Origin of the sequence: Dankookia sp. P2 (assembly GCF_050632255.1) — a bacterium.
Taxonomy (GTDB): Bacteria; Pseudomonadota; Alphaproteobacteria; order Acetobacterales; family Acetobacteraceae; genus Paracraurococcus.
Map to the genome: position 1 here is coordinate 4,469,488 of NZ_CP192581.1, position 25,670 is coordinate 4,495,157.

Sequence of the window (25,670 nt, forward strand, 5' to 3'; positions counted from 1 at the left end):
GATGGGCCGGCCGGCCGGCGGCACGGCGCCGGCGCGCCAGCGCCTCCAGCCCCGCATTGGCGGCGACATAGGCGGCCTGGCCCGGATTGCCGACCGTGACCGTCGCCGAGCCGAACATCAGGAAGAGCGCGAGGTTGTCCTCGGCAGTCAGCGCGTCGAGATTCTCCGCCACCGCCAGCTTGGCGGCGAGGACGCGCGCGACCCGCGGCGCGTCCAGCGCGGCGGCGGCGCCATCCGCCATGACCGCGGCGGCATGCACCACGCCGCGCAGCGGCGGCTGGGCGGCGCGGATCCCCCGCAGCGCCTGGCCGAGCGCCGCCGCATCGGTGGCGTCGCAGGCAATGAGGGAGGCGTCGGCGCCGAGCGCCGCGAGCTCGCGGACCGCCGCCTCCGCCCCTGGCGCCGCCGCGCCGCGGCGGGAGAACAGCGCCAGGTGCCGCACCCCCTGGCCGGTCAGCCAGCGCGCCGCGGCGAGGCCGAAGCCCTGGGTGCCGCCGACCACCAGCACGGTGCCGCGCGCCGCCTGCTGCAGGGCGGGCAGGCGCAGCGGCAGGGCGGCGGGCGGCGGCGGGCGGACCACCAGCTTGCCGATATGGCCGCTCGCCTGCAGGGTCCGGAAGGCGGTCTCGACTTCCGCCGCGGCATGTTCGGTGGCAGGCAGCGGCCGGAAGCGGCCGTCACCCAACCGGTCGGCGATCGAGCGCAGCAACCGCGCGGCGACCGCCGGGCGGGCCCGCGGCAGCTCGTCCACGTCCACCGCGAACCAGGTGGCGTTGCGCCGCATCGGCCGCAGCGCGACCCGGCGGTTCTCGGCGAAGTCGCGCTTGCCGAGCTCGAGGAAGCGGCCGAAGGGGCGCAGCAGGGCCATGGAGCGTTCCATCGCCTCGCCGGCCAGCGAGTTCAGCACGACATCCACCCCCTCGGGCCACTCGGCCCGGAGCGCGTCGGCGAAGCCGGCGTCGCGGCTGTCGAGCACGAGCGCGGCGCCGGCGGCACGCAGGAAGGCGCGCTTGGCCACGGTGCCGGCGGTGGCGGCGACCCGGGCGCCGGCGGCCAGCGCCACCTGCAGCGCGGCCAGCCCCACCGCGCCGGCGCCGCCATGCACCAGCACGCGCTCGCCGGGCTCGATCCGCGCCAGCTCCTCCAGCGCATGCACCGCGGTCAGGAAGGCAACCGGGACGGTGGCGGCGGCGGTGGGGTCGATGCCGTCGGGCAGCCGGGCCAGCGCCTCGGCCCGGGTGAGCGCCTGGGTCGCCAGCGCCCGCGGCGCAACGCCGAAGACGCGGTCGCCGGGACGGAAGGGGTGGCCTCGCCCACCGCCTCGACCACCCCGGCGCATTCCATGCCGAGGCCTGGGCCGGCGAAGCCGGGCAGCAGGGCTTCCTCGGGCAGCAGGCCCTGGGCCCACATCAGGTCGCGGAAATTCACTCCCGCCGCCTCGACCCGCAGCAGCACCTCGCCGGGCCCCGGCGCCGGCAGGGCCAGCGGCGCCCAGTGCAGGCTGCCGAGCTGGCCGGGCTGGCCGACCCGCAGCAGGGCCGGGCCGGCCGGCGGCGGGGCCGGCGGCAGGCCGGGCCGCAGCCGCGGCACCAGCCGCGACGCCCGGGTCAGCGTCACCTCGGCTTCCTGGTCGGCCTCGGCCAGCAGCTCGGCCGCCAGGCGCCGCGCCGCGGCTTCCGGCGACAGGCCGGGGTCGAGGTCGATGCGGCGGGGCTTAAGGCCCGGATGCTCGTTCGCCAGGACGCGGCCGAGCGCGAAGCAGGCCGCGGCGGCGGGATCATGCCGGCCGGCATCCGGCTGCTGGCCGCCCCGGGTGACCAGGCGGAAGCCGAGCGCCGCGCCATCCGCCGCCGCGGCCAGCTGGCCGAGCGCGGCCAGCGTCGCCGCCAGGTCGGGACCGCCGCCGGCGAGGGCCACCACCAGGCAGCCCTGCAGCATGGCGGGGGGATGCGTGCGGCATCCGCCAGGTCGTGCCGGGCCACGGTCGCGCCGCGCGCCTGCAGCACCGCAGCCAGGGTCGGCGGCAGCGAGCCCATGGCGGCGTCGGCGAAGACCGCCATGCGCCGCAGCTTCGGCGCCGCCAGCACCGCGGCGCCTGCCGGGGCCTGGGCCGCCAGCAGCAGCGCCGGCCAGGGTGCGGCCGCGAGCGGCGCGGTCCTGGTCCCGGTCCAGCCGGCGGCGGCCAGCGCGGCCGTCCAGGCCTCCGCTCCTGGGAGCGGCGAAGCGCCGCCGGGCGCGGCCCACCAGGCGGCGTCCTGGCCGCAGCAGAAATCGAGCAGCGGGCCGGGCAGCGGCTCGGCCAGCAGCAGGGCGGCGCCGGGCGCAGCGGCCTGGCGCAGCGCCTCCGGCAGCAGGGCGCCGGCGCGCAGCCGGGCGCCGAGGCCGAGCCCGACCACGAGGTCGGCGGCCAGCGGCGGCGCGTCCGCCCCGAGCGGGTCCCAGCTCGCGGCGGCATAGTCGAGCCCCGCGGCGGCAGCGGGGGAGGCCGGGCCCGGCCGGCCGGGCAGGGCGGCCGCGGTGAAGCGGACATGCCGGCCGGAGGCGGCGAGCGCCGCGGCCAGCCGCGTGGTCAGCGGGCCGGGGCCGGCGCCGACCTCCAGCACCTGCAAGGGCAGGCCGCGCGGCCAGGCCGCGGCGAAGGCGGCAACCGCCTCGGCCAGCACGCTGCCGAGCCGGGCCTGGCCGGCGCTATTGGCGGGCGGGCCGCCGGCCAGCGCGGGATCGGCCGGCAGCTGCCAGTCGAGCAGCGCCTGCGGCAGCCGCTCCGCCGCCAGGGCGGCCCAGGCGAGGTCGGGGGCGAGCGCGGGCTGTTCCAGCAGCACCTGGCGCCAGATCTCGACTGCCGGGGGCAGGTCCGGGGCCGGCACCGGGCGGAGGCCGGCCGGACTCGGCGCGGCGAGGCCGCCCTTGGCCAGTTCCTCCAGCAGGGCGCGGGCCTGCGGTCCGGCGGCCGGTTGGGCCGAGAGCGCGGCATGCGCCGCGGCGGCGCAATAGCCTTCCAGCAGGATCGCGGCATCGCCGAGGCCGAGTGCCTCGTCCTGCCGCCGGGCGGCCTCCAGGCAGGCGTCGAGCCCTGGCCGCGCGGCGCCATCCTGGCCGGGCAGCGGCGCCGCGGGCAGCAGTTCGACATGGAAGGCGTCCGCGGCCGGGTCGGCGCGGCCGGGCAGGCGGATGCGCTGCAGGGTGCAGGCCTCCAGCAGCGCCACGCTGCGACCGGCGGCGTCGCGCAGCAGCAGGTCGGCGCTGGCGCTGCGCTCGCCGCGGCTGGCTAGACGGATCTCGGCATGCGCAGCCGGGGCGGCGCCGGTGCGGCAGACGAGGCGGGCGACGCGCACCGGCACCAGGCCGGTGCCCGGCTCGGCCGGCAGCTCCGCCAGCAGGCCGACCAGCCCCTGCAGCGTGCCGTCCAGCCGGGCCGGGTGCAGCAGGGAAGCCCTCATCCGCAGGTGCCGCTTCGGGCCGGCGGAGCCGCACCGCGGCACGGCCCGAGGCGCTCTCGATCACCGCATGGTCGAGCGCTTCGAAGGCCGGGCCGTAATCGAGTCCGACCGACCGCGCGAGGGCGCGGATCGTCTCGCCTTCGAGCGGGGTGCCGCGCAGCGGCGCCGCCGGCGCGGCCTCCGGCAGCGCCGGCAGGGTTGCGACCATCGCCTCGAGGTGCAGGGTCCAGGGCTCGGGCGCCAGGCGGCGGCGGGATTCCAGGGTGAAGCGGCCGGCCTCGTCGAGCCGGGCGCGCAGTTCCCGCGCATGGCTTGCCTCGAGCGGCAAGGCGGCGTGGATCGCCGCCTCGCGCAACTCGATCGCCGCCGCTCCGGGGTGGCGGGCGAGGCCGGCGGCGAGCGCCGTCTCCCACATCGCGGCGGCCGGCAGCACCGGCTCTCCGGCCAGCCGGTGGTCGGCCAGCCAGGGCTCCATCGCGGTGTCGACGTGGCGCGACCAGAGGCCCGGCTCGGCGCCCTGGCGGAAGCCGAGCAGCGGATGGTCCTCGACCGGGGCGGTGGCATGCCCGGCCTCGGTGGTGCTGGCATACCAGATGGGCTGGCGGTCAAAGGGCGTGTGCGGCAGGCCGCGATGCCGGGTGGGGCCGGCGAAGGCGGGGCCGTCGCGCGGATCGGCGCCGGCGATCCAGGCGCGGTCGGCGATGCCGGGGAAGGGATCCGCGGCAGGGTCGCGGCGCGACAGGCTGGGCAGGATCGCCGCCTCCGAGCCTGCGGCGCGCAGCGCATCGCGGAGGTAGCCCTGCAGCACCGCGGCCGGGCCGATCTCGAGGAAGAGGCAGGGGCCGAGACCGGCGGCGGCCTGCACTGCGGCCAGGAATCGTACCGGCTCGCGCAGGTTGCGCCACCAATGCGCCGGGCCGCATTCCGCCGGGTCGAGCAGGGCGCCGGTGACGGTCGAGACCAGCGGAACCCGCGGCGCGCCGGCGGCGAGGCCCGCAAGATCGGCCAGCAACCCGTCCCGCAGCCCGTCCATGGCGGCGCTGTGGAAGGCATAGTCGATGTCGAGGGCGAGGAAGCTCCAGCGCCGCTCGGCCGCCACCGTCTCGAGCTGCGCCAGCAGCGCCTCCGGCCCGGCGACGGTCAGGCTTTCCGGCGCATTGATCGCGGCGACCTCGATCCCGCGCCCGTCGATCGTGCCGAGCCCGGCGAGGACCGGCAGCGCCGCCGCCGGCGCCGCGCCGAGCGCGGCCATGCGGCCCTGGCCGCGCATGGCGGCCTGGTGCCGGCTGCGGGCGGCGACCAGCCGGGCGGCGGTGCCGAGGTCGAGCATGCCGGCGGCGACGGCGGCGGCGACCTCCCCAACCGAATGGCCGAGGCAGAGCGCCGGGCGGATGCCCTCTGCCGCCAGCGCCGCGACGATGCCGTGCTGCACGGCAAACAGGAGCGGCTGGGCGATGTCGCTGGCGGCCAGCGCCCCGGCGCTGACGCCGCCGGCCAGGCGGCCGGCGACGGACCAGCCGAGCCGCGGGGCAAGCGCGGCATCGGCCTCCGCCACCCCGGCGGCGAAGGCCGGGTTGGCGGCGAGCTGCGCCTGCGCCATGCCGGCGAAGGGCGCGCCATTGCCGCTGAAGACAAAGGCGACGCCCTGGCCCGGGGCTGCCGCCGGCGTCGCGCCGGGCTCCCGGCCGGCGAGGCCGACGGCCAGCGCCGCGGCATCCGCGCCGCGCAGCGCGAGGCGGTGCGGCCAGGGCCCGCGGTGGCGGGCCGCCCCTGCACAGCAGCGCCGGCAGGGCGGGAGCCGGCGTGGTGGCGATCGTGGCCTTCCACCGGGCGGCCAGCGCGGCCAGCCCGGGCGCGCTGCGGGCCGAGAGCAGCAGCGGCGGCAGCGGGCCGGCCTCCTCGGGCAGCGGTCGGGCGGCGGGCGCGGCGCCGATCAGCAGGCTGGCATTGGTGCCGCCGAAGCCGAAGCTGTTGACGCCGGCGACGGCGCGGCGGCGATTGGGCAGCGTCTCCAGCCGGGTCGGCACGCGCAGGCCGAGGCCGGCGAAGTCGATGGCCGGGTTCGGCGCCGCATGGTGCAGCGAAGCCGGGACTTGGCCGTGCTCCAGCACCAGCATGGCCTTGAGCAGCCCGGCCATGCCGGAGGCCGGCTCGGTATGGCCGATATTGGTCTTGGCCGAGCCGATCGGCAGCGCCGCGCCGTGCCGCCCGCGGCCGATCGCCTGGCCGATCGCGGCGGCCTCGATCGGGTCGCCCGCGGCGGTGCCGGTGCCATGCGCCTCGAAATAGCCGATGCGGCCGGGGGCGACCGCGGCCTCGGCCAGGACCTGTTCCAGCAGCGCCTGCTGCGCCGCCTGGTTGGGCAGGGAGATGCCCAGGGTGCGGCCGGCGGCGTTGACGCCGCTGGCGAGGATGACGCCGCGGATCGCGTCGCCGGCGGCCAGCGCGTCCTCAAGCGGCTTCAGCAGCACCATGCCGGCGCCTTCCGCCCGGACATAGCCATCCGCCCGGGCGTCGAAGGCATGGCAGCGGCCGCTGGGCGAGAGCATCCCCGCCTGGGCGAAGCCGAGGAAGGGGAAGGGCGAGAGCAGCAGGTTCACCCCGCCGACCAGGGCCGCCGGGATGCGGCCGGCCCGCAGCGCCTCGCAGGCCCAGTGCAGGGCGACGAGGGAGGAGGAGCAGGCGGTGTCGATGGTCTGGGCCGGGCCGCGCAGGTCGAAGACGTTGCCGATGCGGTTGGCCAGGATCGACAGCGCGCTGCCGGTCATGAAGTAGCGGTCGCCCGAAGCGGCATCCGCCTGCCGCAGGTCGCCGAAATCGGTCAGCGAGCCGCCGACGAAGACGCCGGTCTGGCTGCCGGCGAGCGCACCGGGCGGCAGCCCGGCATCCTCCAGCGTCTCGGCCGCGACTTCCAGCAGCAGGCGCTGCTGCGGGTCCATCTCCGCAGCCTCGCGCGGGGAGATGCCGAAGGCGCCAGGGTCGAAACCGGTGATGTCGCCCAACGTCCCGGCGGCGAAGCTGTAGGACTTGCCGGGCTCCCCGCGGCGCGGATGGACGAAGCGGGCCTGGCTGAAGCGGTCCGCCGGCACGCTGGTGACGGCATCCCGTCCCGCCGCCAGCAGCTGCCAATAGGCGTCGAGGTCGGGTGCGCCGGGGAAGCGGCAGGCGGCCCCGACGATGGCGATCGCCCGCTCCGGCCGCCGCCGGGGCGGCGCCGCACCGGTGTGGTCATGCCGGCGTGGCACCCACCGGAGCGCCCACCGCAGCGCCCGCCGGCGCCGGCCGCGCCGCGCGCCCGCCACGTGCCGTCGGCAGCGGTTGGCGGCTGGGCACGGACTGCCCGGTCACCTGGGCGAGCATCCCGTCCACCGCAGCGAAATGCGCGTCCCAGCCCGGGACGCGCCAGTCGCGCAGCCGGTCGAGCTGCGCCGCGCGGCGCCGGCTGTCCGGCCGGGCATAGTCGAGGATGGCGCGCCGCCAGCCGGGGCCATCGATCGGGTCGAGGTATTCGGGGACATCGCCGCCGACCTCCCGCAATGCCTTCAGGTCACTGCAGAGCACGGGCACGCCGAGCGCCAGCGCCTCGGCGAGAGGCAGGCCGTAGCCTTCGGCGAAGCTCGGGAAGAGCAGCGCGCGGGCGCCGGACAGCACTTCGGTGACGCGGTTGTCCGGCAGGGTGCCGAGCTCGAGCACCAGGCCCCGCAGCGCCGCGCAGCGCTCCAGCAGGTCCAGCACGTTCTCGTTCTCCCAGCCGCGACGGCCGCAGAGCAGCAGGCGGGGGCCGTTGCGGCCTTCCATCGCCATGTCGCGCCAGAGATGCAGCAGCAGCTGGTGGTTCTTGCGGGGCTCCACCGTGCCGAGGCAGACGAAATAGGGTTCGGTCGGCAGCGGGGCGTCGGGCCTGCGGATCTCGCGCGTGCCGAGCGGCGCGACGGTGATGGGCGGCACCCTTCCATGCGGGGCGAGATGGTCCAGCAGGACCGCCCCGGTCGCGGCGGAGTTGACGATGATGCCGTCCGCCAGGGCCGCGGTGGTGGCGATGCGCGCGGCATGGCGGCCGACCTGCGGCGCCCTCGTGTATTCCGGATGGGTCAGCGGGATCAGGTCGTGGATCAGCGGGACGAAGCGGGCCCCGGCCTGGCGCAGCGCCTGGATCGGCCCGTGCCGGTCGAGCGAGCGGTGCGAGACGAGCAGGAAGACCGCCTGGCGGGGACCGCGCAGACGGTCACGCAGCAGCGCCCGCCCGGCCCCGCGTGCCAGCCCGGCCTGCAGCGATAGGGCGATGCGCTGGGCCCGGCGCAGGCCGCGGCCGGCCGGCGCGCCGTGGTCCCATACCTCGTCGAGCGCATCGAGCAGGGCCAGGACGCGGTCGCGCGGCAGGGCGGCGAACCAGCCCCAGAGGCTTTGCGCGGTGAAGGTGCATTCATGCTCCGGGCGGCCGATCCAGCGGCGGGCATAGGCCATCTCCACCCGCTCGATCCCCGAGGGGGAAGTCCGGTGCACGCAGAAGAGCAGGCGCGAAACGTCGAGAATGACGTGCACTTGGCCTCCTGCTGGTACGCCGCCCGGCAACCTTGCCTCGGCCCGCCCCGGAGCCTCGCGGAACGGAGGCACGGCCCCCGGCCCGCCGTGACCATCGGGGCGCTTCACGGGTTTATGTGCTCGGGTGTAATGTGCAAGTCAACCACAGGGTGTCGGCGGCCCCGCGGGGTATGGGCGATTTGACACGGTCCGGCAGCCCGCCATCCTGCCCCGAACGGTGGCGGGAGCATGAAGTCATGGGCATCTGGAAACGGCCATTGCCGCCCGAGGTCTTCGCCGGGACGCATGCGACGACGCTGCCCGGCCTGCTTGGGATCCGGCTGGTGGAGATGGGTGAGGATTACGTCCGCGCCACCATGCCGGTGGACGAGCGCCATGTGCAGCCGGCCGGCATCCTGCATGGCGGTGCCAGCGTCGTGCTGGCCGAGACGGTCGGGTCGGTCTGCGGTGTGATGGCGCTGGAGGAAGGCTGGACGGTGGTGGGGCTCGAGGTGAATGCCAACCACCTGGCCGCGGTGCCGAAGGGCGACAGCGTGGAGGCAGTCTGCCGGCCGCTGCAACTCGGCCGCAGCGTGCAGGTCTGGCAGATCGAGATCCGGCGCGGTGACGGGCGGCTCAGCTGCGTGTCGCGCCTGACCACCGTGGTGCGGGAGGTGCGCGGCGGCCGGGCCGGGTGAGCGTGGATGCCGGGGCGAAACGCGATGGATCATGGGCCGTATTGGCTCCTCCTGCGCGGACGGCGTCCTGCCGCCCGTCCGGGAGGGCTGAGCTTGGCATCCAAATCCTTACCGGGTGGTTGCCCCGGTGGCGGAAGCGGCCCCACCCGGATGTCGCCGCGCGTGCCACTCGAAGGGGTTGCGCGGCGGGGGCGACCCGTTAGAGAGCGCGGGCTTCCGGGCCGGTGGCTGCCGTAGCTCAGTGGTAGAGCACTCCCTTGGTAAGGGAGAGGTCGAGAGTTCAATCCTCTCTGGCAGCACCATCCGAACCTCTTGGAATCATGCGTTTAGCCCGCTGGTCATTGACTAAGCGGGCTTTTTGGCACACAATCACTCACACATTCTGCTACACAAGTAGGACGCGATGGGGAAGCGGATAGCCGGGATTGGCAGTGACGCATTGCCGCCGCACGTTGGTCCAATCGGAGCTGCAAAGACCCTCACCTACAAGCGGCGATGGTCTACTTACGTGCGCCGGCTCCATCCAGACTTGGGGGAGTTCTTCCAGCGTTCTCTGAAGACCACCGACTCGCGAACAGCGTGGGCTTGCTACAGTCAGGTTGACCAAGAGTATCAGCGGCAATGCGACGCCTACACCACCGCCAAACCATCGAAGACTACGGATGCGTGGTTGCGTAGCCTGACAGTGGAACAGCGCGGGCAGGTGGTTGCGATTGCTGACGCACTCACGGCAGAGACATTCGGTCCCATTGAGGACGCTGAACTGGCAATGGCGCGCCTTGCCACCGAGTTTTTTCAATCTGAATGGGCCATATCCCGTCCCGCACCGCTAGCCCCATTGCCGGGGTCGAAGCTTCCTCCAGAGGCACAGGCTCGCATTCGAGACGCGATACGGACCGAAGTTCTGCGGACCACTAGCGACGCAGCTACCGCGCTTCTGGGCCTTGGCTACCCGGCTGAGGAACTACCGTTGAACGTCCGGATGGAAGCAGCGTCAGCCATCGGGGACGCGAAGGCGGACCAGCCTTTGAGTGCGGCGAAGCTGGTTGAAGCTTGGGCGGCAGAGTCTCAGCCGTCGCCAGCCACCTTAAAAAAATACGGTGGTGCCTTCCGCCGAGTGAGTGTGTTCCTAGGCTTCGATGACGTGAGGAGCATCACGGCTGACGATGTGGTGCGGTTCAAGGCGGCTTGCCTCGATGAGGGAATAAGCCCCGGTACGGTGCAGGATGATATTCTGAACGCGGGAGCAGTTTGTTCGTGGGCCGCGAAGAATCGTATGCTCCTAACCAATCCTTTTGCAGGGCTCGCGCCCCGCGCGCCGCGCCAAGGACCGGAGCCGCGCACACCCTACGACGACGATGAAGCAGCGCTGATTTTAGAGGCTGCACGGGCTGAAAGCGGTTGGCTACGTTGGATACCTTGGGTCCTCTGCTTCACGGGAGCAAGGATCAGTGAGCTTGTCGAAATGCGACGCCGTGACGTGCGGCAGGTAGATGCAGTTTGGATCTTCGATGTCAGCCCCAACGAGAAGCGGCAGGGCAAGAACGCCACTGCCCAGCGGATGATTCCGTTGCATCCGGCGCTCATCGGCGAAGGCTTCTTGGACTATTTGGCCACCCTCCCGGCTGACCCTGCTGCACCTCTGTTCCCGTCCATTCCACCCGATCCTTCAGGCTCGCGCGTAAGCCCGGCGACGACTCGTCATAGTGAATGGGTACGCGCTACGGTCGGCATCAAAGGCACCAATAAGGCGCCGGCACACTCTTGGCGCCATCGTATGGAAGATGAGTTGCGCAGGGTCCGCGCGTCAGATGAGATTGTTGATGCGATTACCGGACGCAATAACCCAAGGAACGCTGGCGCGGGTTACGGGAAGGGGTTTCGACGTATGCCGGGCGAAGTTTTGAAGGAACTTAGCAGGCTACGTTCCCCGATTTGACGGCCCTCGGTAAACCACGGAAAAGAACCGAGAAGCCCCTCGTATGGGAAAGAAACTTGTCACCCCGCCGGCGGGCGCGCGATTATTGAAACGACAGCACAGGTCGAAGCAGTGGCCTCTATACAGAGCGCCGCCAGTTGGCGCGTTGCGGTGCGGCGATGCTGTAGATTTAGAGCGAGCGCGAGCGATGCTCGGTGGTGAGCACGGACCTCTTTGAAACTTTCACCGGGAAACACATGCAAGATAAAGGCTTCTAACATTCGGTTAGCATCCGTCAGGCTTGGCTTCGTACCATCTAACGACTCATGGATGGCAGGGTCGTAGACCGCCTGCGCAAGGGAGATGATGACTTCTCGGCAAAGCAGTCCGATTGCCTGGAAATCCTCTTCAGCCGATGCCGTTTCAAGTTGCGCCCCCACTTTCGCCATTGCTCGGTCTACACGTTCCCACCCTGTCGACTCTCGCTGTCGGATAGGAAGCGATGGGCGCCGGGCTAAGGAGCCGATGGCTGGCGCGAAGAGCATCCGAACATATTTCCGCCGTTCCGCGTAGGAAGCCAGGTTGTCCTTCCAGTGGTGATACCAATGCCACAGGTCAGCGTGGGGATTAACATACTGCACCTCCGACGGCAGAGCGTCCCTTATGCGTGCCTCGCGGGCAACGTAGTAATCATTCGTGTCTTGGATACGTTCGCCACCGGTTGCGACCGAGATCATGGTCGCCCGCTGAATGATAAGATTTGACAGGAGTGCAACCGTGCCCGCAACACTTCCTTCGCGTCGTTCAACACGGATATCTTCAGGAGTTCTAAAGTCAGGATGACTGCTGCAGGCTGCTTCCGCAATCTCGTTTCCTGTCCTCCGGCGGTAGCCCCCTCAGAGCGTCATCGACCGGCGCTGGGGCATAAATCACTACCTCTTGGCTGTTCCAGCCTCGTCCTCGAAAGCCGCAGCCTTCGCCGTTAACGATGGAAACCTCACACGCGCTCAGCAGCATGGCCAAGTCAAACCGCTGCAGGTGCTGAAGGAATTGTTGTACGGCTTCAGACATGTTTTTCCCGCTTTAAGGCGGATTTCACCCGAGGTCATTATCCAAGGCGAAGCTAGAAATCGGACATTGAATCGATACCCGAGCTTCTAGATAGCAGGCAGTCTTCTCATTGCCGCGCCCACGCCGTTTTTGAGATAATGTTGCGTCAGACAGCGTTATACAGCAATTTTTTGCTATCATACATCCAGGATCCGGTAAACAGAGGCCCGGCTTATGCGAAGTTGCTCCGCGATGGCAGTTGCACCCAAGCCCTGGCTTTTCAAAGCGCGGATCTGATCGGCGCTGATCGAGGGCGGACGGCCTTGGTAGACGCCTTCCTGCTTCGCGCGGGCGATGCCCTCCATCTGGCGTTCCTTGCGGATCGCGGTTTCGAACTCAGCGAAGACGCCCAGCATCTGGAGGAAGGCACGGCCTGCGGCGGTCGAGGTGTCGATCGGCTGTTCGGTCGCCTTCAGCGCCGCTCCCTTGCTCTCCAGCGTCCGCACGATGGTGGCAAGGTCGGCGATGCTACGCGCAAGTCTATCGATGCGGGTCACGCACAGGGTGTCACCGGCGCGTATGAAGTCGAGGATGGTGGCGAGTTCACTCCTGCCTTCTGTGGTCGTCCCGCTGCGCTTCTCTGTTCGGATGACGGTGCAGCCCGTAGCCTTTAGGGCATCGATCTGGAGCGCCAGGTCCTGGTCTGTGGTGCTGACGCGAGCGTAGCCGATCATCGTACCCATGGTGTGCGCTCCACTGTCTCGTTTGGGTCTAGATCCATGCTTTCTAGTGTCTCGGAATTGCCGGAACAACCCTAAAAGAACATGGATAACGTCTCGTTGTCGTGTGCTGTCCGGGTATACCCAAAAACAACGGATTGGAACGTCGCTCGGCAGTGCTGCGAACTCGGACCAAAGGAAACGGGCGATTTGCAACTTGCGAGCGCTGAAAGTTGTCCCAGTGACGGGTGAGCCTGCAATGCTTCCGCAACGCTCGGCGGCCCGTTTACGACCGGCCGCAGTAACACTGATCCGGAGGGGACCCGTAGCGGGGGTAACCTGAGCGCCGCATGAGGACACAGGTGACGTACGGTCCTTTGAGTACACTTGAAGGGGGAGACGCGTAGTAGACCGCCCCTGGTCTGTCTCACCCCGTCACACATTTGTTCGTAATGGCTTCAGCGCCTAGCCCACTCATGGCGCGGGATGTAACCAAACTGTCCGCCAAGCAGCGCCGATTACCTTTCTCGGTTCCTGGCCGTCCCGGCTGACACTCACCCCCTCCAATCAGCACGAGAGAAAAACGTGAGGGTGGATGACCGGGATCACAGCGAGGCCTCTCGTGCGCCCGATGGGCGGGGAGCAGCAACAACCAACTACCGTGCCTGCCAAATGATTCAATTAGTTGATTCAATACCGAGGGCTGCTGTCGAACATGTGAGCGCCATTCGGCCCGCCGGTTCGTATACGCTTTATGAAACTGCGGCGAAGCTGGTGATCAATCAATCTTGGCTCCGTCAAGAAAAGGTAGGAGGAAATGAGGTGCATCATGTTTGTTAGATGTATCGTCATCGTATTGACAATCATGGTCTTTACTTCCTCGTTGGCACAAAACTTCCTTTACGATCCTAATCATATAACATCCGGTGCTCAAATAGAGGCTCTTGACGGGCTTGGAATCGCCGATACCGGTCCGATACGAAGTATTGTCGCAACTGCGCTCAACATGATCAAGGACTTCGAAGGCTGGTCTGCGGCAGCGTACAACGACGCCGCATCATATTGTACTAATTGGCTACGGACATTTGGTCGCTAAGAAACCGTGCGCTGCAGCGTTTGCTGAATTGCAAGCGTATGGGCAACCAATGTCTCGGACCACCGGAAGCTTGTTGCTTGAGGCGGATACGCGGATAGCCCGGGCGGCTGTGAATAATCTCCTGCAGGCTCCGTTAGATGATGCACAATTTGGCGCTCTGGTTTCGTTCACCTTTAATGTTGGGATTGGTGCATTTTCAAGGTCTCGTCTTTTGAGACTTGTCAACAATGGCGAGTTCGAGGGTGCAGAAAGGGAGTTCATGCGGTGGGTTAAATCGAATGGAAGGGTCCTTGACGGTCTCGTTACAAGAAGGAGTTGCGAATCCGCGATGTTTCGCGGCGATGTCAATATTTCTTCTCCCCGCTTTCGGCGTCAGGATTGCGGGCAACTCGGGGCGGCACCTGACGCCGAGGAATTGCTCGACATCAGGACTGGCAGACCATGATGAGAAGGCTAAAAATTACGAGCCTTGCGTTTTTCGCACAGTTCGCGGCCATGGGCGTCGTTAGAGACGCACAGGCTCAGATGTCGTGTATCCAAGAATATGCACAGAACGGGGGAATGGCATTAGGGTTCGCGCCATCTGACGTAGAAAAATTTACTAATACAAATCTCGAATGCGCTCAGGCGCAATGTGAATAATTTGGCCGTTGTGCCGTGTCCTTCAGTATCAAAAGTTCAATCTAATTATGTAAACGGACGAGAATACGTTCTGTACAACCCAGTGTGGGTTCGTGAGGTGGTAGGATTAAATATTAGAATCACGATTCTGCCAACAACAGAACTTTAGAACTGAGGCAATAATTATCTTTGGACATGAGCTTGGCCATTTGGTGCTAAATCATTTCGGCACAAGGTCTTATTTGTCGCGACTGGATAAAGAGCTGGAGGCCGATGCGATATCTGGGTGCATCGCGGCCATCATGAACGCTCGGTCGGAGGAACTTATCGACATCCTTGATAGATTGCGTCCAGACACCGACAACTACTATCCAAGTCGGGATCGCTCCGTCGCAGCAGCGACCCGCGAATTTGAACGATGCAGGCCGCCACCAATTCCCATGTCTCAAGGGCGGCCATCGGTCAGGACGTACCTAACATTTTTCGATTATGACCGATCGGACCTAACAGCTCGTGCTCGGCAAATCATTGCAGAGGCTGCATCTAATGCGCGTGCTTTGGGTAGTAACGTTATCGAGGTTGCAGGCCATGAGGACTCGTTTAATCAGCCTTTCTACGCGCAACGAGTTTCGCAGCTTCGTGCTGATTCCGTGGCCGCTGAGTTGATACGGCAAGGTGTTCCGCGACAAAGAATCGTTGTAAGTGCGTACGGGAGCAGTCGACCATTGGTGCCCGAGGCAGACGGTGTAAGGGAACCTCAGAATAGGCGGGTAGAGATTGTTCTGCGATGAGATGAACTGCCCGGCACGGGGCAGCGTGTCGGAGAATAATGCGTTTTGGGGCTTGCTTCGGATAGGGCTCGACCATCGTCTGAGGCATCGATTTCAAACTCGGCGTTGCGCATACATCGCGATTGATTTCACATCCTAAGCGCTGCGCGCGAGGCCGTCGGATGGTGGGTAGGTCGGCGTGGCGCTCGTTGGCGCATTCCGCGAGATATAAGGCAAATGGTCGCGCTCGCCGTCGACAGCATCCGCTCGACGATGAGATTCCTGAACGCCTGTGCATACTGAGTCATTCTCGAACACCAGCGCTCCCTCGTTCCACGGTTCTAAGCGCGCGAGAACTGCTGTGATGCAGGTAGGCACCGCGCCACTTAAACGACCAACTCCGCAGTTCCCTAGGGCCAGAAACTGATCATGGAGCACTGAAAGACAACGCTCCCAGACTGGCGCATAATTGAGTTTGGAGGGACCGAACCCATAGAGTCGGGGGGCAGTTGAGAGGGCGACAGGTGCCGCGCGGGGTGGAAATTACAGCCGGAGAAGGTGCCCTGACGGGCACCCGCAGCCGCTTAAAGTATTTTCAATCAGGGGCTACTTTCTGACCCACGCCACCGACTCGAAGGCCAGTGCCTCGCCGAGCAGCCAGAGCACAGCCTCGGCGGTGTTGCGGTAGATCGCTGCAACGTTGCCTCTCCTGCGAGCACGCTCTACCCGACCAAGGCCCGCACGGTGGCGGAACTTGGCGCGCGGAGTCATGGGTTCAGGAAGATCGTCGTCTTGCTCCACGCCATAGATGGTCCTGCTCGTCTCGGCGTTCAGCCGGCGGAGTTGTTCAGCGAGTTTCGCATTGGCGTATTGGGCTTCAGCGATGCGGAGGTCAGCGAATGCGATCCAATCGCCACTTTCGACGCGAACTCGAGAGATCGTTGGACCAAACGCGGCGGTGAGAGCGTCGGAGAGTGCGGCGGGCGCGGACGAGGGGACGCGCAGCCACGAGAGCGGGCTACCAGGAACGCGAGCGAGCCGGAGTTGGCCCGATGGACCATCGGGCGGCGGGCTAGTTTTATCGCTAAGCCCCCTCTCCGTGCTATGAGATAGTCCTATAGCATGGAGAGGGGGCTTACCCCCTGTCAGCGCCGCCAACTTCCGCGTCGCGCCTTCCAGCTTGTCCGTCAGACTGACCGACACCTCATCATCGTCCACCTGAGATCGGCAATCCTTCTCCACAGCTTTCGCGTTCTTCCACAGGTCAGGCGCGAACTTCGCCAATCCTCCAGCCGACGAAGGCACTACACCGCCCCCCGCAACGGCACGGGCAACCGCCACGTCGAAGCGATCCACGATCACGTCGTCCCAATAAACCACTTCATCAACCTGCATCCCGCGCGGCAGTTCCCCCATCACGAACAGGACGCATGGCTTGTCAGCGGTCCGATGAACCGGCCTAATCCGCCCATCCGCCTGCATCGACTGACCCCATGTGATCTGGCGATAGACCCGGTCGCAGCGTTCATCCGGCATCAGTTGAGCCCCCGTGGTGGCAGGCATCGCACTATCCTGCGTATGGACCCTGTAGCGCTTCACAGGCGCCTTCTTGAATCCCTGCGCGTCTGGTTCCACGTCCGCCCAATCGCGGTCCTCATGGCCCCAGAGCGAGCGAGCGAGATCACTGAACTGCTCTGGCGTAGCTTGCGGCCGACCGACCACGAACCCGACCTTCACGTCCTTCCAGCGATCCATACCCGCCAAGGCATTGAACCATCCGACGCTGCGCCACGCCGCCGGGTCCTCCGGCACAGCGTACAAGTCGTCATCCTTGAACCGCTCGCCCAGCGCCTCGGCTGTTCCCTTGTAGGTGATGATCATGGTCTCACTAATCGCAGCACCGTTCACCGCCATCGCATGGCGAATGAAAGCATTTAGGTCACTCTGGTGCTTTGCGACGCGCTTCGTCTCCGCCATATCCCTCCCGTACCCTACCGCCCAAGTTTTCGAGAAGCTGGTTCCCCGCACCTGTACGACCCTGACGTGAGGCGACCACCCGCAGGTGACGTCGATCACCTCTTCATCGCGCAGCCCAGGCCACCAGCGGCGGATGATCTCGGGGTCGAGGTCGGCGTCGAGGAACAGCGTCGGGATGGTTTCCCATTTTTCCAACGCGCTCGGCGTCCTCGCACGGCGGAACCTGACCTGACCCCCTCGCACCGAAACTTGGCCGGTCATTGTCGCCACGGTCTTCGCCGCCTCGACCTTGAAGACATCGAGCAACGCGCGGAACACCACGACCCGGCTGTTCACCTCCCCGACCTTGGCTAATGCCTTGCTCACCATGGCATCGCTGTGCCCCCCACCACCGATGGCGAGGTCTACGTTGACGCGACATTTGGCTAAGAGCGTCCTTAGCCTGTCCATCTCCCTCTCGGGCATGGTGATCGCGCTGGGGGGAAGTATCCGGCGCTGTCTGCATGTTCCTCGCACGCTTCCAGCATCACGGTGAACTGCTGCCATAGTGCCATCAATCCCGCCGTGGCAGCCGGCAAAACCCGTTGGTTGATGAGCACACCATCGAGCTTCACGTTATCCAGCACCTGCCACTTGATGCCGCGAATCGTCTCCAGCTTGAGGTGAGACACCGCCTTCCCCTCGTTGGCCAGCGAGCCCCAGAAACTTTCGTCAATCACAACGAGATTGGGATTCCGCACGCCGCCGGGGAGACGATGAGGCAGCGTGTCCACCGCCATCAGGTAGATGGCGCGGGTGTTGGTCTTCTCCACCGCCTTTAAGCGCTCGCGCTGCTCGATGAACGGGCAACCATCGTAGAACGGGCATTGCGTGCCGGCATCCTTATCGAAGCACAGTTTGCCCGTGTCGCCCCCCGCGCGCTGGACCTCGCTGACCACCCCCGCACGTTTACACATCGTCGGCTCTTTGGTCCGTGTGTCCAAGTGCGTGCGTCCGATGATGTGGATGATCTCGACCCACTCGCCCGGACGCTTTGCGCTTTCCCGTTCCAACGCCTCGCGAATTTCCTCCAGCACGGCGTGTGTCGGTGCTGCATAGAGGATCGTCTGGCACGGTGAATCGAGGAGACGGGCGACGACGCCGCGGGTCTTACCAACCCCCGTTGTTGCCTTCACCGCCATCAGCGGTGGCGGAGGAACCTCCACGCCTTCCTTACCGATTGCCGCGATCACGGCGTCATTGTGCTCGGTCAGCCGGGCGAAAAAACTGTCCAGTGATTCGTCAAGCGCCGTGATAGCGGTATCAGCGGTGGGGAACCTTGGCGCTGGCACGCCGTATGGCGTCGCTTGGACCGTCGCAAGCGTCGTGGCACGGTACCACTTCACCGCACGAGGGATACCTGCCGCTTCGGTACTGAGGTAAGCGGCCGATCGCTCGGGACCCCATTTCGCCGCCAAGAGAGCACGCTCGATCCGGTCTGCAAGTGCGTCATCGTCTACCGACAACTCTCGCGCACGGAATGCCGCTTTTGCCGCATCCACAATCACGTCGTGGCATTCGGCACCGAACCGCTTGAGCACCCCTGCGACGCCTTTGACGCCAACACCGGACCCGATGATCTGCTGATCTCGGTTGCGCCGTTCACCTTCCGGCTTCCACGTCTCTGGCACATCAAGGTACAGGGTGTCTTCCTGGCCTCGGATTACGCCGTACCGCTTCCCCGCCGGCACAGGGTCCGACACACCCCCGGACAGTGTCGGGTTGCCGAGAAAGATGAAGTCTGCGGGGCTGTAAGGCGCCGGATCAAGTAGCTTCGCGTCCGCGAACTCGTTCTGGTACTTCACCCAGCGTTCTAATTGGAGGCACGTCCTGCCTTCGGCGCCGAGCCAGAACGCTAGGTGCAGCTTCACCTTTCGCGTCGTACCGGCGGAGTGTGAGTGATGATACCAGCACGACACACCCTTCAGGGCACCGATGCGACCTAGGGCGAATCTGACGATCTCCTCGGGGTCAGTCTCGACCGACATGCCTTCAGGTAACGGCAGACTGTCGATATCGAGGACCATATAGGGGACCACGCGGTCGCGGATGGTAGCGGGCTCGTTCGGCTTCGGTGTCGAGCGGCGGCGCATGTTGCCGGTGTCGGTGCCAGGGATGATCTCACCGTGGACGACGCAACCGCCCACCTCACTGGCGTAGGACAGCAACTCCGCAAAGCGGTCGACTCGGTGACGGGGAGCGTCCACCCTTTGAAGCGGGAGGGCCGGAAGTCGCCAATCTCGGCGAACAGTGAACCGTCATCGTGGCGAACTAAGGTCTTCGCCATTGAAGTGATATTACCTGCCGCGTCGCGCGGCTGGAGGATGGTCAGGGTGGGGGCGTGCCTTCGCCACATAATATGGGCATCTATGTATTCTGGCCTGTAACGAGATGGAAGCGCCGCCAGCCACGGAGCGCAGACGGACTAAAGCAGTGTCAACGTCATGATCACATCATAACAGATTCGCGGAAGTGGATCGAGCGATTCCTGATCGAGTCTTCAATGAGAACCGCTGCGTGCCCTTTCTCCTCAACTGGATTGCGAGGAGGTCTGCGCCAAAGATGACGAAAGCCGGTTCCGCTGGGTCGGCCCATCGCGACTTCATATGTTATATGTTAGCTCCTCGCCGCCTGGGTTGCATCGGTACGCCGGCGGTTCTTGGTGCGACCCGCTCCCCACTGGGTAGCCGGGTTAGGTCCACCGTTGGTGGCTTGATGGATCTTGCCATCCAGGATCAACCGCACCATGGTGCCCGAGACCCCTTGGTCCTCGGTTGCTAGACTGATGGTGCGGGTGTCGGCCCAGACGGCTAGAATCTGCGCATGAGTCAGGGGACGGGCCGGCAGCGACTCATAGGCGTTCCGCCCGTCGTGCTGCGCTGTTTTCGCCGCGCTTAATGTGGCCATCCAGGATGTCTTCAAGCTTGATGAACGCGTCCGTGATATTGCGCGGTTGGAGTTCTGGGAATTCCTTGCGACCGCGCGATTTGCCAGCGTCCTTGTGGAGTGCTGCTAGTGGTTCGCGCTAGACGGATGGTACCCGTCGGATTCGGCCGTGGCGTTCCACCTCACCGATATGCAGGCGGGACTCTTCCGTCTGTCGTTGACCGCTGGACTCGGTTGGCGCTCGAACAAGAAAGCCATGCTGTCCCTGAGTCGCATGTACGGAAACGGCTCGGTTCAAAACGGTAAGTAGGTAGCGACGCATGTCGATCTGGAACGGTATTCTGACGGTGAGCGTCAGCGTGGGCGTCCTAATGGTGATGTTGAACCTTGCAGATTTTATTGTGAGACCGTTTCAAAGACAAGCCATCCAGACATTTTTGGAAGAACTCACACTTTGGATCGATGATATAAATGAGAACAACCTGTCGTCGCGCTTACATGACGAAGATTACCAATTTCTTATTTTGATAGTGACATGGTGGGTCGCCTGTGCGCTTCAAACAGCGGCATTGGCTTTTTCTATTAAATTAGGAGACGACACAAAGACTGCCTGGAAACTGCTATTCATTTATTTCTTATGGATTTTTGTGGCGCTTTTAATTCGCCGTCGGGGTTTGATGGGGTTTATTAAGTGGGCCAGTGAGGCTCGTCGCCGCAGTAGGCGATGGCTGTTGTTTTTTTGAGCCTGTTGGGATCCTCGATAGTTTTGGTAGGCAGCTATATTATAATAAGTTTATTCGGAATTTTTATGAACATTGCTCTCGGATTCTTGCCGTCTGCGGGATTAAGAGAGTATCCTCAATATATAAGTTTCTTGTTGGCGCAAATCTACTTCGCATATATGCTCAATGTGCTACTTTGCAGCGCTGTTATCGCAAATCTTTCCCTGGGCAATAGGGACGGGATCACTTTTTCTGTCATTCGGTTTGTATCAGGTATTCTTTGGCGAATTGTCGAATTTCAAAAGGCGCAGTTGCAGCCCTGGTAGCGATGATAACGGCAGTGCTGACCTTAGTCAAAATTCACGTTGGCTAGTGGTTCGCGCTAGACGGATGGTACCCGTCGGATTCGGCCGTGGCGTTCCACCTCACCGATATGCAGGCAGGACTCTTCCGTCTGGCGTTGACCACGAGATCTGCGATCAGGTTTTCCAAGTCGCCCATTAAGCGACCTTCGGCGCCTCGGCGGCGGCATCCTTCGCGGCCTTCTCCAGCATTCCAAATGCGCGTGCTAAGTGCTGCAATCTTCGCCAGGATAGCGTTCAGCTGTTCTTGTAGGTTCATGGGATAATTCCTCCTGCCTTGTGTCGTATTTAGTCAGGAGGGAATTGATCCTGCGATCTGTGCTCGTCGGAAACAGTTGGTGGGCGGTGCCCAATAGGTCAGGTCAAAGGGTTGAAGGGGCTATACACCCGGGGTTAGAGCTAGGTGTTGGTTCAGACCTCCCTCCAGGAAGGGCGTGACGCTAATGTTCCGAGATCCGATAGTGAATATCGTCGCTGCCTATCTTGAGTCATTGCTTGATGGCCTCAACAGGCTGAATACACGGCCGGCGATGTCGGTAGCGGTACACGTCCAGGAAAGCTCTAGGGGGCTTTTACCGTGCAAGTGGTAACGAGGCTGAGCCGGACGGTGCTGTTACGCCTGCGGTCGCTGCCGAAGTCCTACGCACGCTTGCCCAGACGCCCGTGTTGCATAGTGCCGGACAGCAGATAAAACTCGGTAGCGTTTGGAAACGGGTTCCTTCCAAATTGCGCCGTGCTTTACCGATGATGGATAAGAACGACAGTCTGCTTACAGCAACTCAGAGTCTCCGTAGAGCAGTATCTTCTGGCGCTGTCGGCGTGCTCTCATCGCCAAACGAAGACATCTCAACGGCGGTAGCAGCATTTCAAAAAATAAATGAGTTCTTAAATAGTCCTAGTATTGCCTTCCAGCGTATTTCACCGGAACTTCAGTCTGGAAAAACGAATGCTCTGCTGGATGTTGGCATACTTTCGCGGCTGGAAGCGCGCGGCACGCTTTCAAAACTAGCGCAGGCCGTTCCCGAGCAAAGAATCGCCCCTGCGCAGTTTGAAGTTCGCGACGGACGGCTCGTGCTAGTCAAAAAGAGCAGTGAGGCGGGGATCGAGGACCGAGACAATGCGGAGGTAGCGAGGCAGGAGTTGATCAGCCGGGGCGGCAGATTGCTTATGGATCTTGCAGCTTCGAACTGCGATCGTCGACTTATCGCTGAGCTGCAATACCTCCACGATCTGCTTCGTGACGACCAGAACGTCATTCGCGTCGCTATGGCAAATCAGAGCGTGGAAGTGGTTGTGAAGGGCTATTTGAGCGAGTTGCCAGACATCACCGGCAATCTGTTGGGCACCTATTCACGTTGGGTGTCCGCCTACGTTGCACAGTTTCCTGATTGGCAACGCTTCACTGAGAACGACATCATTGATCAGCTTGATGAACGTGATCTCCTGCCGTTAAAGGAAGGAGCGAAGAAGATTGCTGATGAGCGGAGCGCACACCGGAGCTAGCCGATCCAGAGGTTCCGCAGACAATCAGACACCTTGCTGAGTTGAGAGCATCACCTGGTAGGGCGGCAAAGCGCGCAGCGTTCGCAACGCTTCGCACCCTCGAGAACCTGGTCAGCAAGACTATAAATTCTTGCGATTAGTGCTGCTGGTGACATTGCCACAGAAGCCAAGGATCAGATCAAAAAGCCGCTTGGCAAAGCTGTCGCCTACACCTTGGTGGTAGCGGTGCTTGGTGGAGTGGCGAACATCACACCTGTCGTTAGCAGGATTGGTGAGATGAAATGGCTCGCTGACGTTCAGCGGATCATTGAAAACAGGCAAGAAGGATCTGCTTGGCCCTGAGTGACGCTAGCAACCCGAAACCACCAGGCGCTTGTGTGACGCGATGCTGATGCTGCATTGGTGGCGCCTGCGGGTTTCTCCCGCTTTGGCTGTGAGTTTTCCGTTAAGCACGCCCATGCGGCACGACAGCCTCATGCTCACACCCATACGGTAGTCGTGGCACCGAAAAAACTATCTCTTGTGGGGCTAAGACAGCAATGGCCAGGCAGGTGTGGCTGGACGACGAGGGTGACGAGGACGACACTGAGCAGTCGGCGGTAGCCGCTGATCTTGATCGAGAAATTAGACGCAAGCTTTTCAGCATCTTGCACGACGGTCTTCTGCCGAATTTGCCTGCGGATGCCGATAGGCGAGACCCCAAAGTGTTCGCATATATCGCGGTTGACTGTTTAATGAACCAATCGGAGCAGGTGATCGCCTTGCTGCAGGCATATCGAGACAGCTGACACTTTGGGCCTGGTAGCAACGTCGGTTGTCTTGTCACACCTCATCTGTGCTGCTGCTCCTGAGAGCCCCGCACAGGGGCTGGGCCGCGCTGCTGTGCGTGAGGCTGTGCTGTAGGGGCTTGGCGCTGTGACCCTGCTAGGGCAGCCGGGCTATTCCGCAGTATCCACATGTCCATCCCCACACCATACTGCGAGCGTCACAACTTTGCGCTTGCAACCTTCGTGCGGTGTTCTGCGTATGTTCTCGCCATGCGGAAGCAGCTCACCGTGACGGACTTGGGGCTAGGTGAGGGCGTGTGCGTGCAGTGCAGGTGCCGCCAGCGCACCTTCAGTCGTGACGAGCTGATCGGCCTCCTGGGTGGCAGTACGCCGTTGGAGAACATCGGGCTGCGGCTACGCTGCTCGCAGTGCGGCGAGAAGCCCCGCCACGCCTGGCTGACCTATGCCTGGAAGCGACGGTACGAGACTGACTAGGAGCCCCTCCAGGCGCACGCTTACCACGCCTTTCGCGAATTGGTCACCTCACCCAGGATGGCACACACAGCGGCACACAATTTACCATCGCCCGTTGTGCGTTCTATAGTCAACGGCTTGAATTGTATATATATTCTCCGACCGACCTCAGAACATGCAGAGTTCAATCCTCTCTGGCAGCACCATTCTCGCTTGCACCCGAACATCCTCGCCGGGGCGGCCTTCGCCCAGGACCTGACCGGAACGGCGTTGCGTCGACGCAGCCTGGGTTGTAGCGGCTGATCCCGCCGGCGACGCCTGGCTGGCGGCGGAGGACGACGGAAATGCGGGGCCGCAGGGTGCGAGGGGCGATCGCGGCGACGCTGGTCGAGGCCGGGCCTCAGCGCAGCGGCGGGAGCCCGACCCGGGCGCCGGCATCCCGGCATCCTCGACAGCCAGACTGCCCGGGCAGCCGAAGGGGGACCTCGGATGGACCCGGTCGGCCGCCAGGACGCCGGCAAGCGGTACCTGCTGACCGACGATCCCCCGCCTGCCGCTGCGCGTCGTGGTGAACTCGGCCGGGATCCAGGCCCGCGACGGCGCCGTCCTGGCGATAGTCCGGCCTGCGCGCGCGGCCCGACCCTAGACCTGGCCTGGGCTGATGCCGGCTATCTCGCCCGGCAGGCCATGCCGCCGTTGCCGTCGTGCCGGGCCTGCGCATCGAGATCGTCAAACGCCCGCAGCCCACTGCATGGCAGCGCCTGCCAAGGCGTCGGGTGATTGAGCGGACCTTCGCCCGGTTTGGCCGCAGCCGCCGATTGGCCAAGGAGGACGAGGACATTGTCGAGGCCGCCCCCGCTTTCATCCACCCCGCCACCAGACAGCTCATCGTCCGACCGCGCGCCAGACCATCACCCGTTTGGGTCAGGCTCTCAGTCGTCCCGCCCACCCGGCGTCTCGTCGGTGACCCCGGGCGGGTCCGGGTAGAGGTCGGACGGCACCTTGGCCTTCGGGTTCCGCGTCGTCGTCCCGTCCTGCACCTTCGCGGCGGTGGTCTTCGCGGCCGGATCGGCGCTGTTCATCCGCTCCGCGCTGCCCTTCGGTGGTTCGGCCATCGGCAGATGCTCCCTGTGCCGCCTGCCAACGCGCCTGCCCGGCCATGGCTGCGCCGGGCTATGCTGCGCCGGGCAGCGGCAACCGCAGGAGGAACCGGCCATGACCGCGGATGTCGCCGAGACCGCGCCCGAGGCGGCCGCCCGGCTGCTCGGCATCGCGGGTCCCACCTTGCTCCGCCTGGTCCGCAGCGGCGCCCTGCCGCCTGGAGGCCTTGCTGTCCGTCGCCGCGCTGATTGCCTGGCGCGACCGTCAGGCCGCGCGCCGGCGGGAGGCGCTGGCCGGCCTCGCCGCATTGTCGGAGGCGCATGACCTCTGACGACCCCATGCCGGCCGGCACCGCCGTGCTCGATGCCTGCATCCTGTTCCGCGGCCGGCTGACGGATTTCCTGCTGCGCCTGGCCGAGGCCGGGCTGTTCGACCCCGCTTGGTCCGGCGCGATCGAGGCGGAATGGATGCGTGCCCTGCAGCGCCGCCGCGGTGTCCCCGCGACCGTGCTGGCGGCCCGCCGGGCAGCGCTGGCCGAAGCCTTCCCCGGCGCCGCCTGCGAGCCGGAGGCGGACCGGCTCGCGGCCATCCGCGCGCTGTGCCGCAGCGAGGCACAGCGCAAGGACGCGCATGTCGTGGCCACGGCGCTGGCGGCGGAGGCACGCTGGATCGTCACCGACAACACCGGCGACTTCCCACGCTGGCTGCTGGCGCCGCTCGGGCTGCAGGCACTCCGGCCGGATGCCTTCTGCGCGGCGCTGATCGGCCTGGATCCCGCGCGCGTCCTGGCCGCGGCGGCGGCGCATCGCGCCGGGCTGCCGCCGGGACCGGGCTATCCCGCGCGCCTGGCGGAGCGGCGCATGTCCCTGGCCGGCATGGCGCGCTGGCTGGCGACGCAGCCGGGCTGGGCCTGATACCCGCCGAATCAGGGTCCGACCTGCGGCCCAAGGGCCGAGGCAGCGGATCACGCCCGCCGCTGGTGCGGCAAAGCCACGCCGCGCGGAGG

Annotated in this window: 17 protein-coding genes, 1 tRNA gene and 3 pseudogenes; 9 read left to right on the forward strand and 12 right to left on the reverse strand. The window is 65.4% G+C overall.

Features of this window, described 5'->3' with window-relative positions; genetic code table 11:
- Positions 1–37 precede the first annotated feature (37 nt).
- The 6 genes and pseudogenes from ACQ86J_RS26530 to ACQ86J_RS26555 all read right to left on the reverse strand — a co-directional run.
- Positions 38–1,156: pseudogene (locus ACQ86J_RS26530) on the reverse strand (SDR family NAD(P)-dependent oxidoreductase); the annotation flags it as partial.
- Between the two features lie 5 nt (positions 1,157–1,161).
- Positions 1,162–1,617: an alcohol dehydrogenase catalytic domain-containing protein gene (locus ACQ86J_RS26535; RefSeq protein WP_431267885.1), complete on the reverse strand. Its 456-nt coding sequence runs from the start codon at positions 1,615–1,617 to the stop codon at positions 1,162–1,164.
- A complete protein-coding gene (locus tag ACQ86J_RS26540) occupies positions 1,614–3,440 on the reverse strand; it encodes a polyketide synthase dehydratase domain-containing protein (RefSeq protein ID WP_431267886.1) in 1,827 nt (608 codons plus the stop codon). The genes ACQ86J_RS26535 and ACQ86J_RS26540 overlap by 4 nt, the downstream gene beginning before the upstream one ends.
- Before the next feature lie 319 nt (positions 3,441–3,759).
- Positions 3,760–5,040, reverse strand: a pseudogene (locus tag ACQ86J_RS26545) (acyltransferase domain-containing protein); the annotation flags it as partial.
- A 268-nt stretch (positions 5,041–5,308) separates the two neighbouring features.
- Positions 5,309–6,742 (reverse strand): annotated as a pseudogene (locus ACQ86J_RS26550) (polyketide synthase); the annotation flags it as partial.
- Positions 6,669–7,982: a glycosyltransferase family 4 protein gene (locus tag ACQ86J_RS26555; RefSeq protein ID WP_431267887.1), complete on the reverse strand. Its 1,314-nt coding sequence runs from the start codon at positions 7,980–7,982 to the stop codon at positions 6,669–6,671. The pseudogene ACQ86J_RS26550 and the gene ACQ86J_RS26555, both read right to left, overlap by 74 nt.
- Before the next feature lie 236 nt (positions 7,983–8,218).
- On the opposite strand from ACQ86J_RS26555, the gene ACQ86J_RS26560 reads away from it, so the two are divergent.
- The 3 genes from ACQ86J_RS26560 to ACQ86J_RS26570 all read left to right on the forward strand — a co-directional run bounded on the left by ACQ86J_RS26560 (position 8,219) and on the right by ACQ86J_RS26570 (position 10,598).
- Positions 8,219–8,659, forward strand: coding sequence for a hotdog fold thioesterase (locus ACQ86J_RS26560; RefSeq protein WP_431267888.1), 441 nt, complete (start codon positions 8,219–8,221; stop codon positions 8,657–8,659).
- Positions 8,660–8,886: 227 nt separating this feature from the next.
- Positions 8,887–8,961: transfer RNA gene (locus tag ACQ86J_RS26565), tRNA-Thr, on the forward strand.
- A gap of 227 nt (positions 8,962–9,188) precedes the next feature.
- Positions 9,189–10,598, forward strand: a complete 1,410-nt coding sequence (locus ACQ86J_RS26570; protein WP_431267889.1) for a hypothetical protein — start codon at positions 9,189–9,191, stop codon at positions 10,596–10,598.
- Positions 10,599–10,657: 59 nt separating this feature from the next.
- Here the strand turns inward: ACQ86J_RS26570 and ACQ86J_RS26575 are convergent, their stop codons facing one another.
- Together ACQ86J_RS26575 and ACQ86J_RS26580 are read right to left on the reverse strand one after the other, a co-directional pair.
- Positions 10,658–11,314, reverse strand: a complete 657-nt coding sequence (locus ACQ86J_RS26575; RefSeq protein WP_431267890.1) for a hypothetical protein — start codon at positions 11,312–11,314, stop codon at positions 10,658–10,660.
- 510 nt (positions 11,315–11,824) lie between these two features.
- Positions 11,825–12,370 carry a recombinase family protein gene (locus tag ACQ86J_RS26580; protein ID WP_431267891.1) on the reverse strand — a complete coding sequence of 182 codons (546 nt, stop codon included), beginning with the start codon at positions 12,368–12,370 and terminating at the stop codon, positions 11,825–11,827.
- 1,061 nt (positions 12,371–13,431) lie between these two features.
- On the opposite strand from ACQ86J_RS26580, the gene ACQ86J_RS26585 reads away from it, so the two are divergent.
- Entirely contained in the window at positions 13,432–13,887 is a 456-nt protein-coding gene (locus ACQ86J_RS26585; RefSeq protein ID WP_431267892.1) for a lysozyme, read from the forward strand.
- A gap of 616 nt (positions 13,888–14,503) precedes the next feature.
- Positions 14,504–14,854: an OmpA family protein gene (locus ACQ86J_RS26590; protein WP_431272541.1), complete on the forward strand. Its 351-nt coding sequence runs from the start codon at positions 14,504–14,506 to the stop codon at positions 14,852–14,854.
- Positions 14,855–15,439: 585 nt separating this feature from the next.
- Here ACQ86J_RS26590 and ACQ86J_RS26595 read toward each other — a convergent pair.
- Positions 15,440–17,179, reverse strand: a complete 1,740-nt coding sequence (locus ACQ86J_RS26595) for a hypothetical protein (RefSeq protein ID WP_431267893.1) — start codon at positions 17,177–17,179, stop codon at positions 15,440–15,442.
- A gap of 68 nt (positions 17,180–17,247) precedes the next feature.
- Complete coding sequence (locus ACQ86J_RS26600) at positions 17,248–19,017, reverse strand: hypothetical protein (protein WP_431267894.1); 1,770 nt, start codon at positions 19,015–19,017, stop codon at positions 17,248–17,250.
- Between the two features lie 1,038 nt (positions 19,018–20,055).
- Here ACQ86J_RS26600 and ACQ86J_RS26605 point away from each other — a divergent pair.
- Entirely contained in the window at positions 20,056–20,478 is a 423-nt protein-coding gene (locus ACQ86J_RS26605) for a hypothetical protein (RefSeq protein ID WP_431267895.1), read from the forward strand.
- 1,085 nt (positions 20,479–21,563) lie between these two features.
- Positions 21,564–22,322 carry a hypothetical protein gene (locus ACQ86J_RS26610; protein ID WP_431267896.1) on the forward strand — a complete coding sequence of 253 codons (759 nt, stop codon included), beginning with the start codon at positions 21,564–21,566 and terminating at the stop codon, positions 22,320–22,322.
- A 120-nt stretch (positions 22,323–22,442) separates the two neighbouring features.
- Here ACQ86J_RS26610 and ACQ86J_RS26615 read toward each other — a convergent pair whose 3' ends face one another.
- On the reverse strand, positions 22,443–22,643 hold the full coding sequence (locus ACQ86J_RS26615) for a hypothetical protein (protein WP_431267897.1): 201 nt from the start codon (positions 22,641–22,643) through the stop codon (positions 22,443–22,445).
- A gap of 230 nt (positions 22,644–22,873) precedes the next feature.
- Here ACQ86J_RS26615 and ACQ86J_RS26620 point away from each other — a divergent pair, with 230 nt between their 5' ends.
- Entirely contained in the window at positions 22,874–23,110 is a 237-nt protein-coding gene (locus ACQ86J_RS26620) for a hypothetical protein (RefSeq protein WP_431267898.1), read from the forward strand.
- 1,385 nt (positions 23,111–24,495) lie between these two features.
- Here ACQ86J_RS26620 and ACQ86J_RS26625 read toward each other — a convergent pair.
- The gene (locus ACQ86J_RS26625) at positions 24,496–24,678 is read right to left on the reverse strand and encodes a hypothetical protein (protein WP_431267899.1); all 183 of its coding nucleotides are present in this window, start codon (positions 24,676–24,678) and stop codon (positions 24,496–24,498) included.
- A 306-nt stretch (positions 24,679–24,984) separates the two neighbouring features.
- Here ACQ86J_RS26625 and ACQ86J_RS26630 point away from each other — a divergent pair, with 306 nt between their 5' ends.
- Entirely contained in the window at positions 24,985–25,578 is a 594-nt protein-coding gene (locus ACQ86J_RS26630; RefSeq protein ID WP_431267900.1) for a PIN domain-containing protein, read from the forward strand.
- Positions 25,579–25,670: the final 92 nt, after the last annotated feature.

Bases quoted from the DNA above. Each gene is read 5' to 3' on its own strand.
- ACQ86J_RS26540 (WP_431267886.1), bottom strand. From the start codon at position 3,440: ATGAGGGCTTCCCTGCTGCACCCGGCCCGGCTGGACGGCACGCTGCAG.
- ACQ86J_RS26560 (WP_431267888.1), top strand. From the start codon at position 8,219: ATGGGCATCTGGAAACGGCCATTGCCGCCCGAGGTCTTCGCCGGGACG.
- ACQ86J_RS26575 (WP_431267890.1), bottom strand. From the start codon at position 11,314: ATGATCTCGGTCGCAACCGGTGGCGAACGTATCCAAGACACGAATGAT.
- ACQ86J_RS26580 (WP_431267891.1), bottom strand. From the start codon at position 12,370: ATGGGTACGATGATCGGCTACGCTCGCGTCAGCACCACAGACCAGGAC.
- ACQ86J_RS26590 (WP_431272541.1), top strand. From the start codon at position 14,504: ATGTCTCAAGGGCGGCCATCGGTCAGGACGTACCTAACATTTTTCGAT.
- ACQ86J_RS26595 (WP_431267893.1), bottom strand. From the start codon at position 17,179: ATGGTGAGCAAGGCATTAGCCAAGGTCGGGGAGGTGAACAGCCGGGTC.
- ACQ86J_RS26605 (WP_431267895.1), top strand. From the start codon at position 20,056: ATGTCGATCTGGAACGGTATTCTGACGGTGAGCGTCAGCGTGGGCGTC.
- ACQ86J_RS26610 (WP_431267896.1), top strand. From the start codon at position 21,564: ATGATGGATAAGAACGACAGTCTGCTTACAGCAACTCAGAGTCTCCGT.
- ACQ86J_RS26625 (WP_431267899.1), bottom strand. From the start codon at position 24,678: ATGGCCGAACCACCGAAGGGCAGCGCGGAGCGGATGAACAGCGCCGAT.
- ACQ86J_RS26630 (WP_431267900.1), top strand. From the start codon at position 24,985: ATGACCTCTGACGACCCCATGCCGGCCGGCACCGCCGTGCTCGATGCC.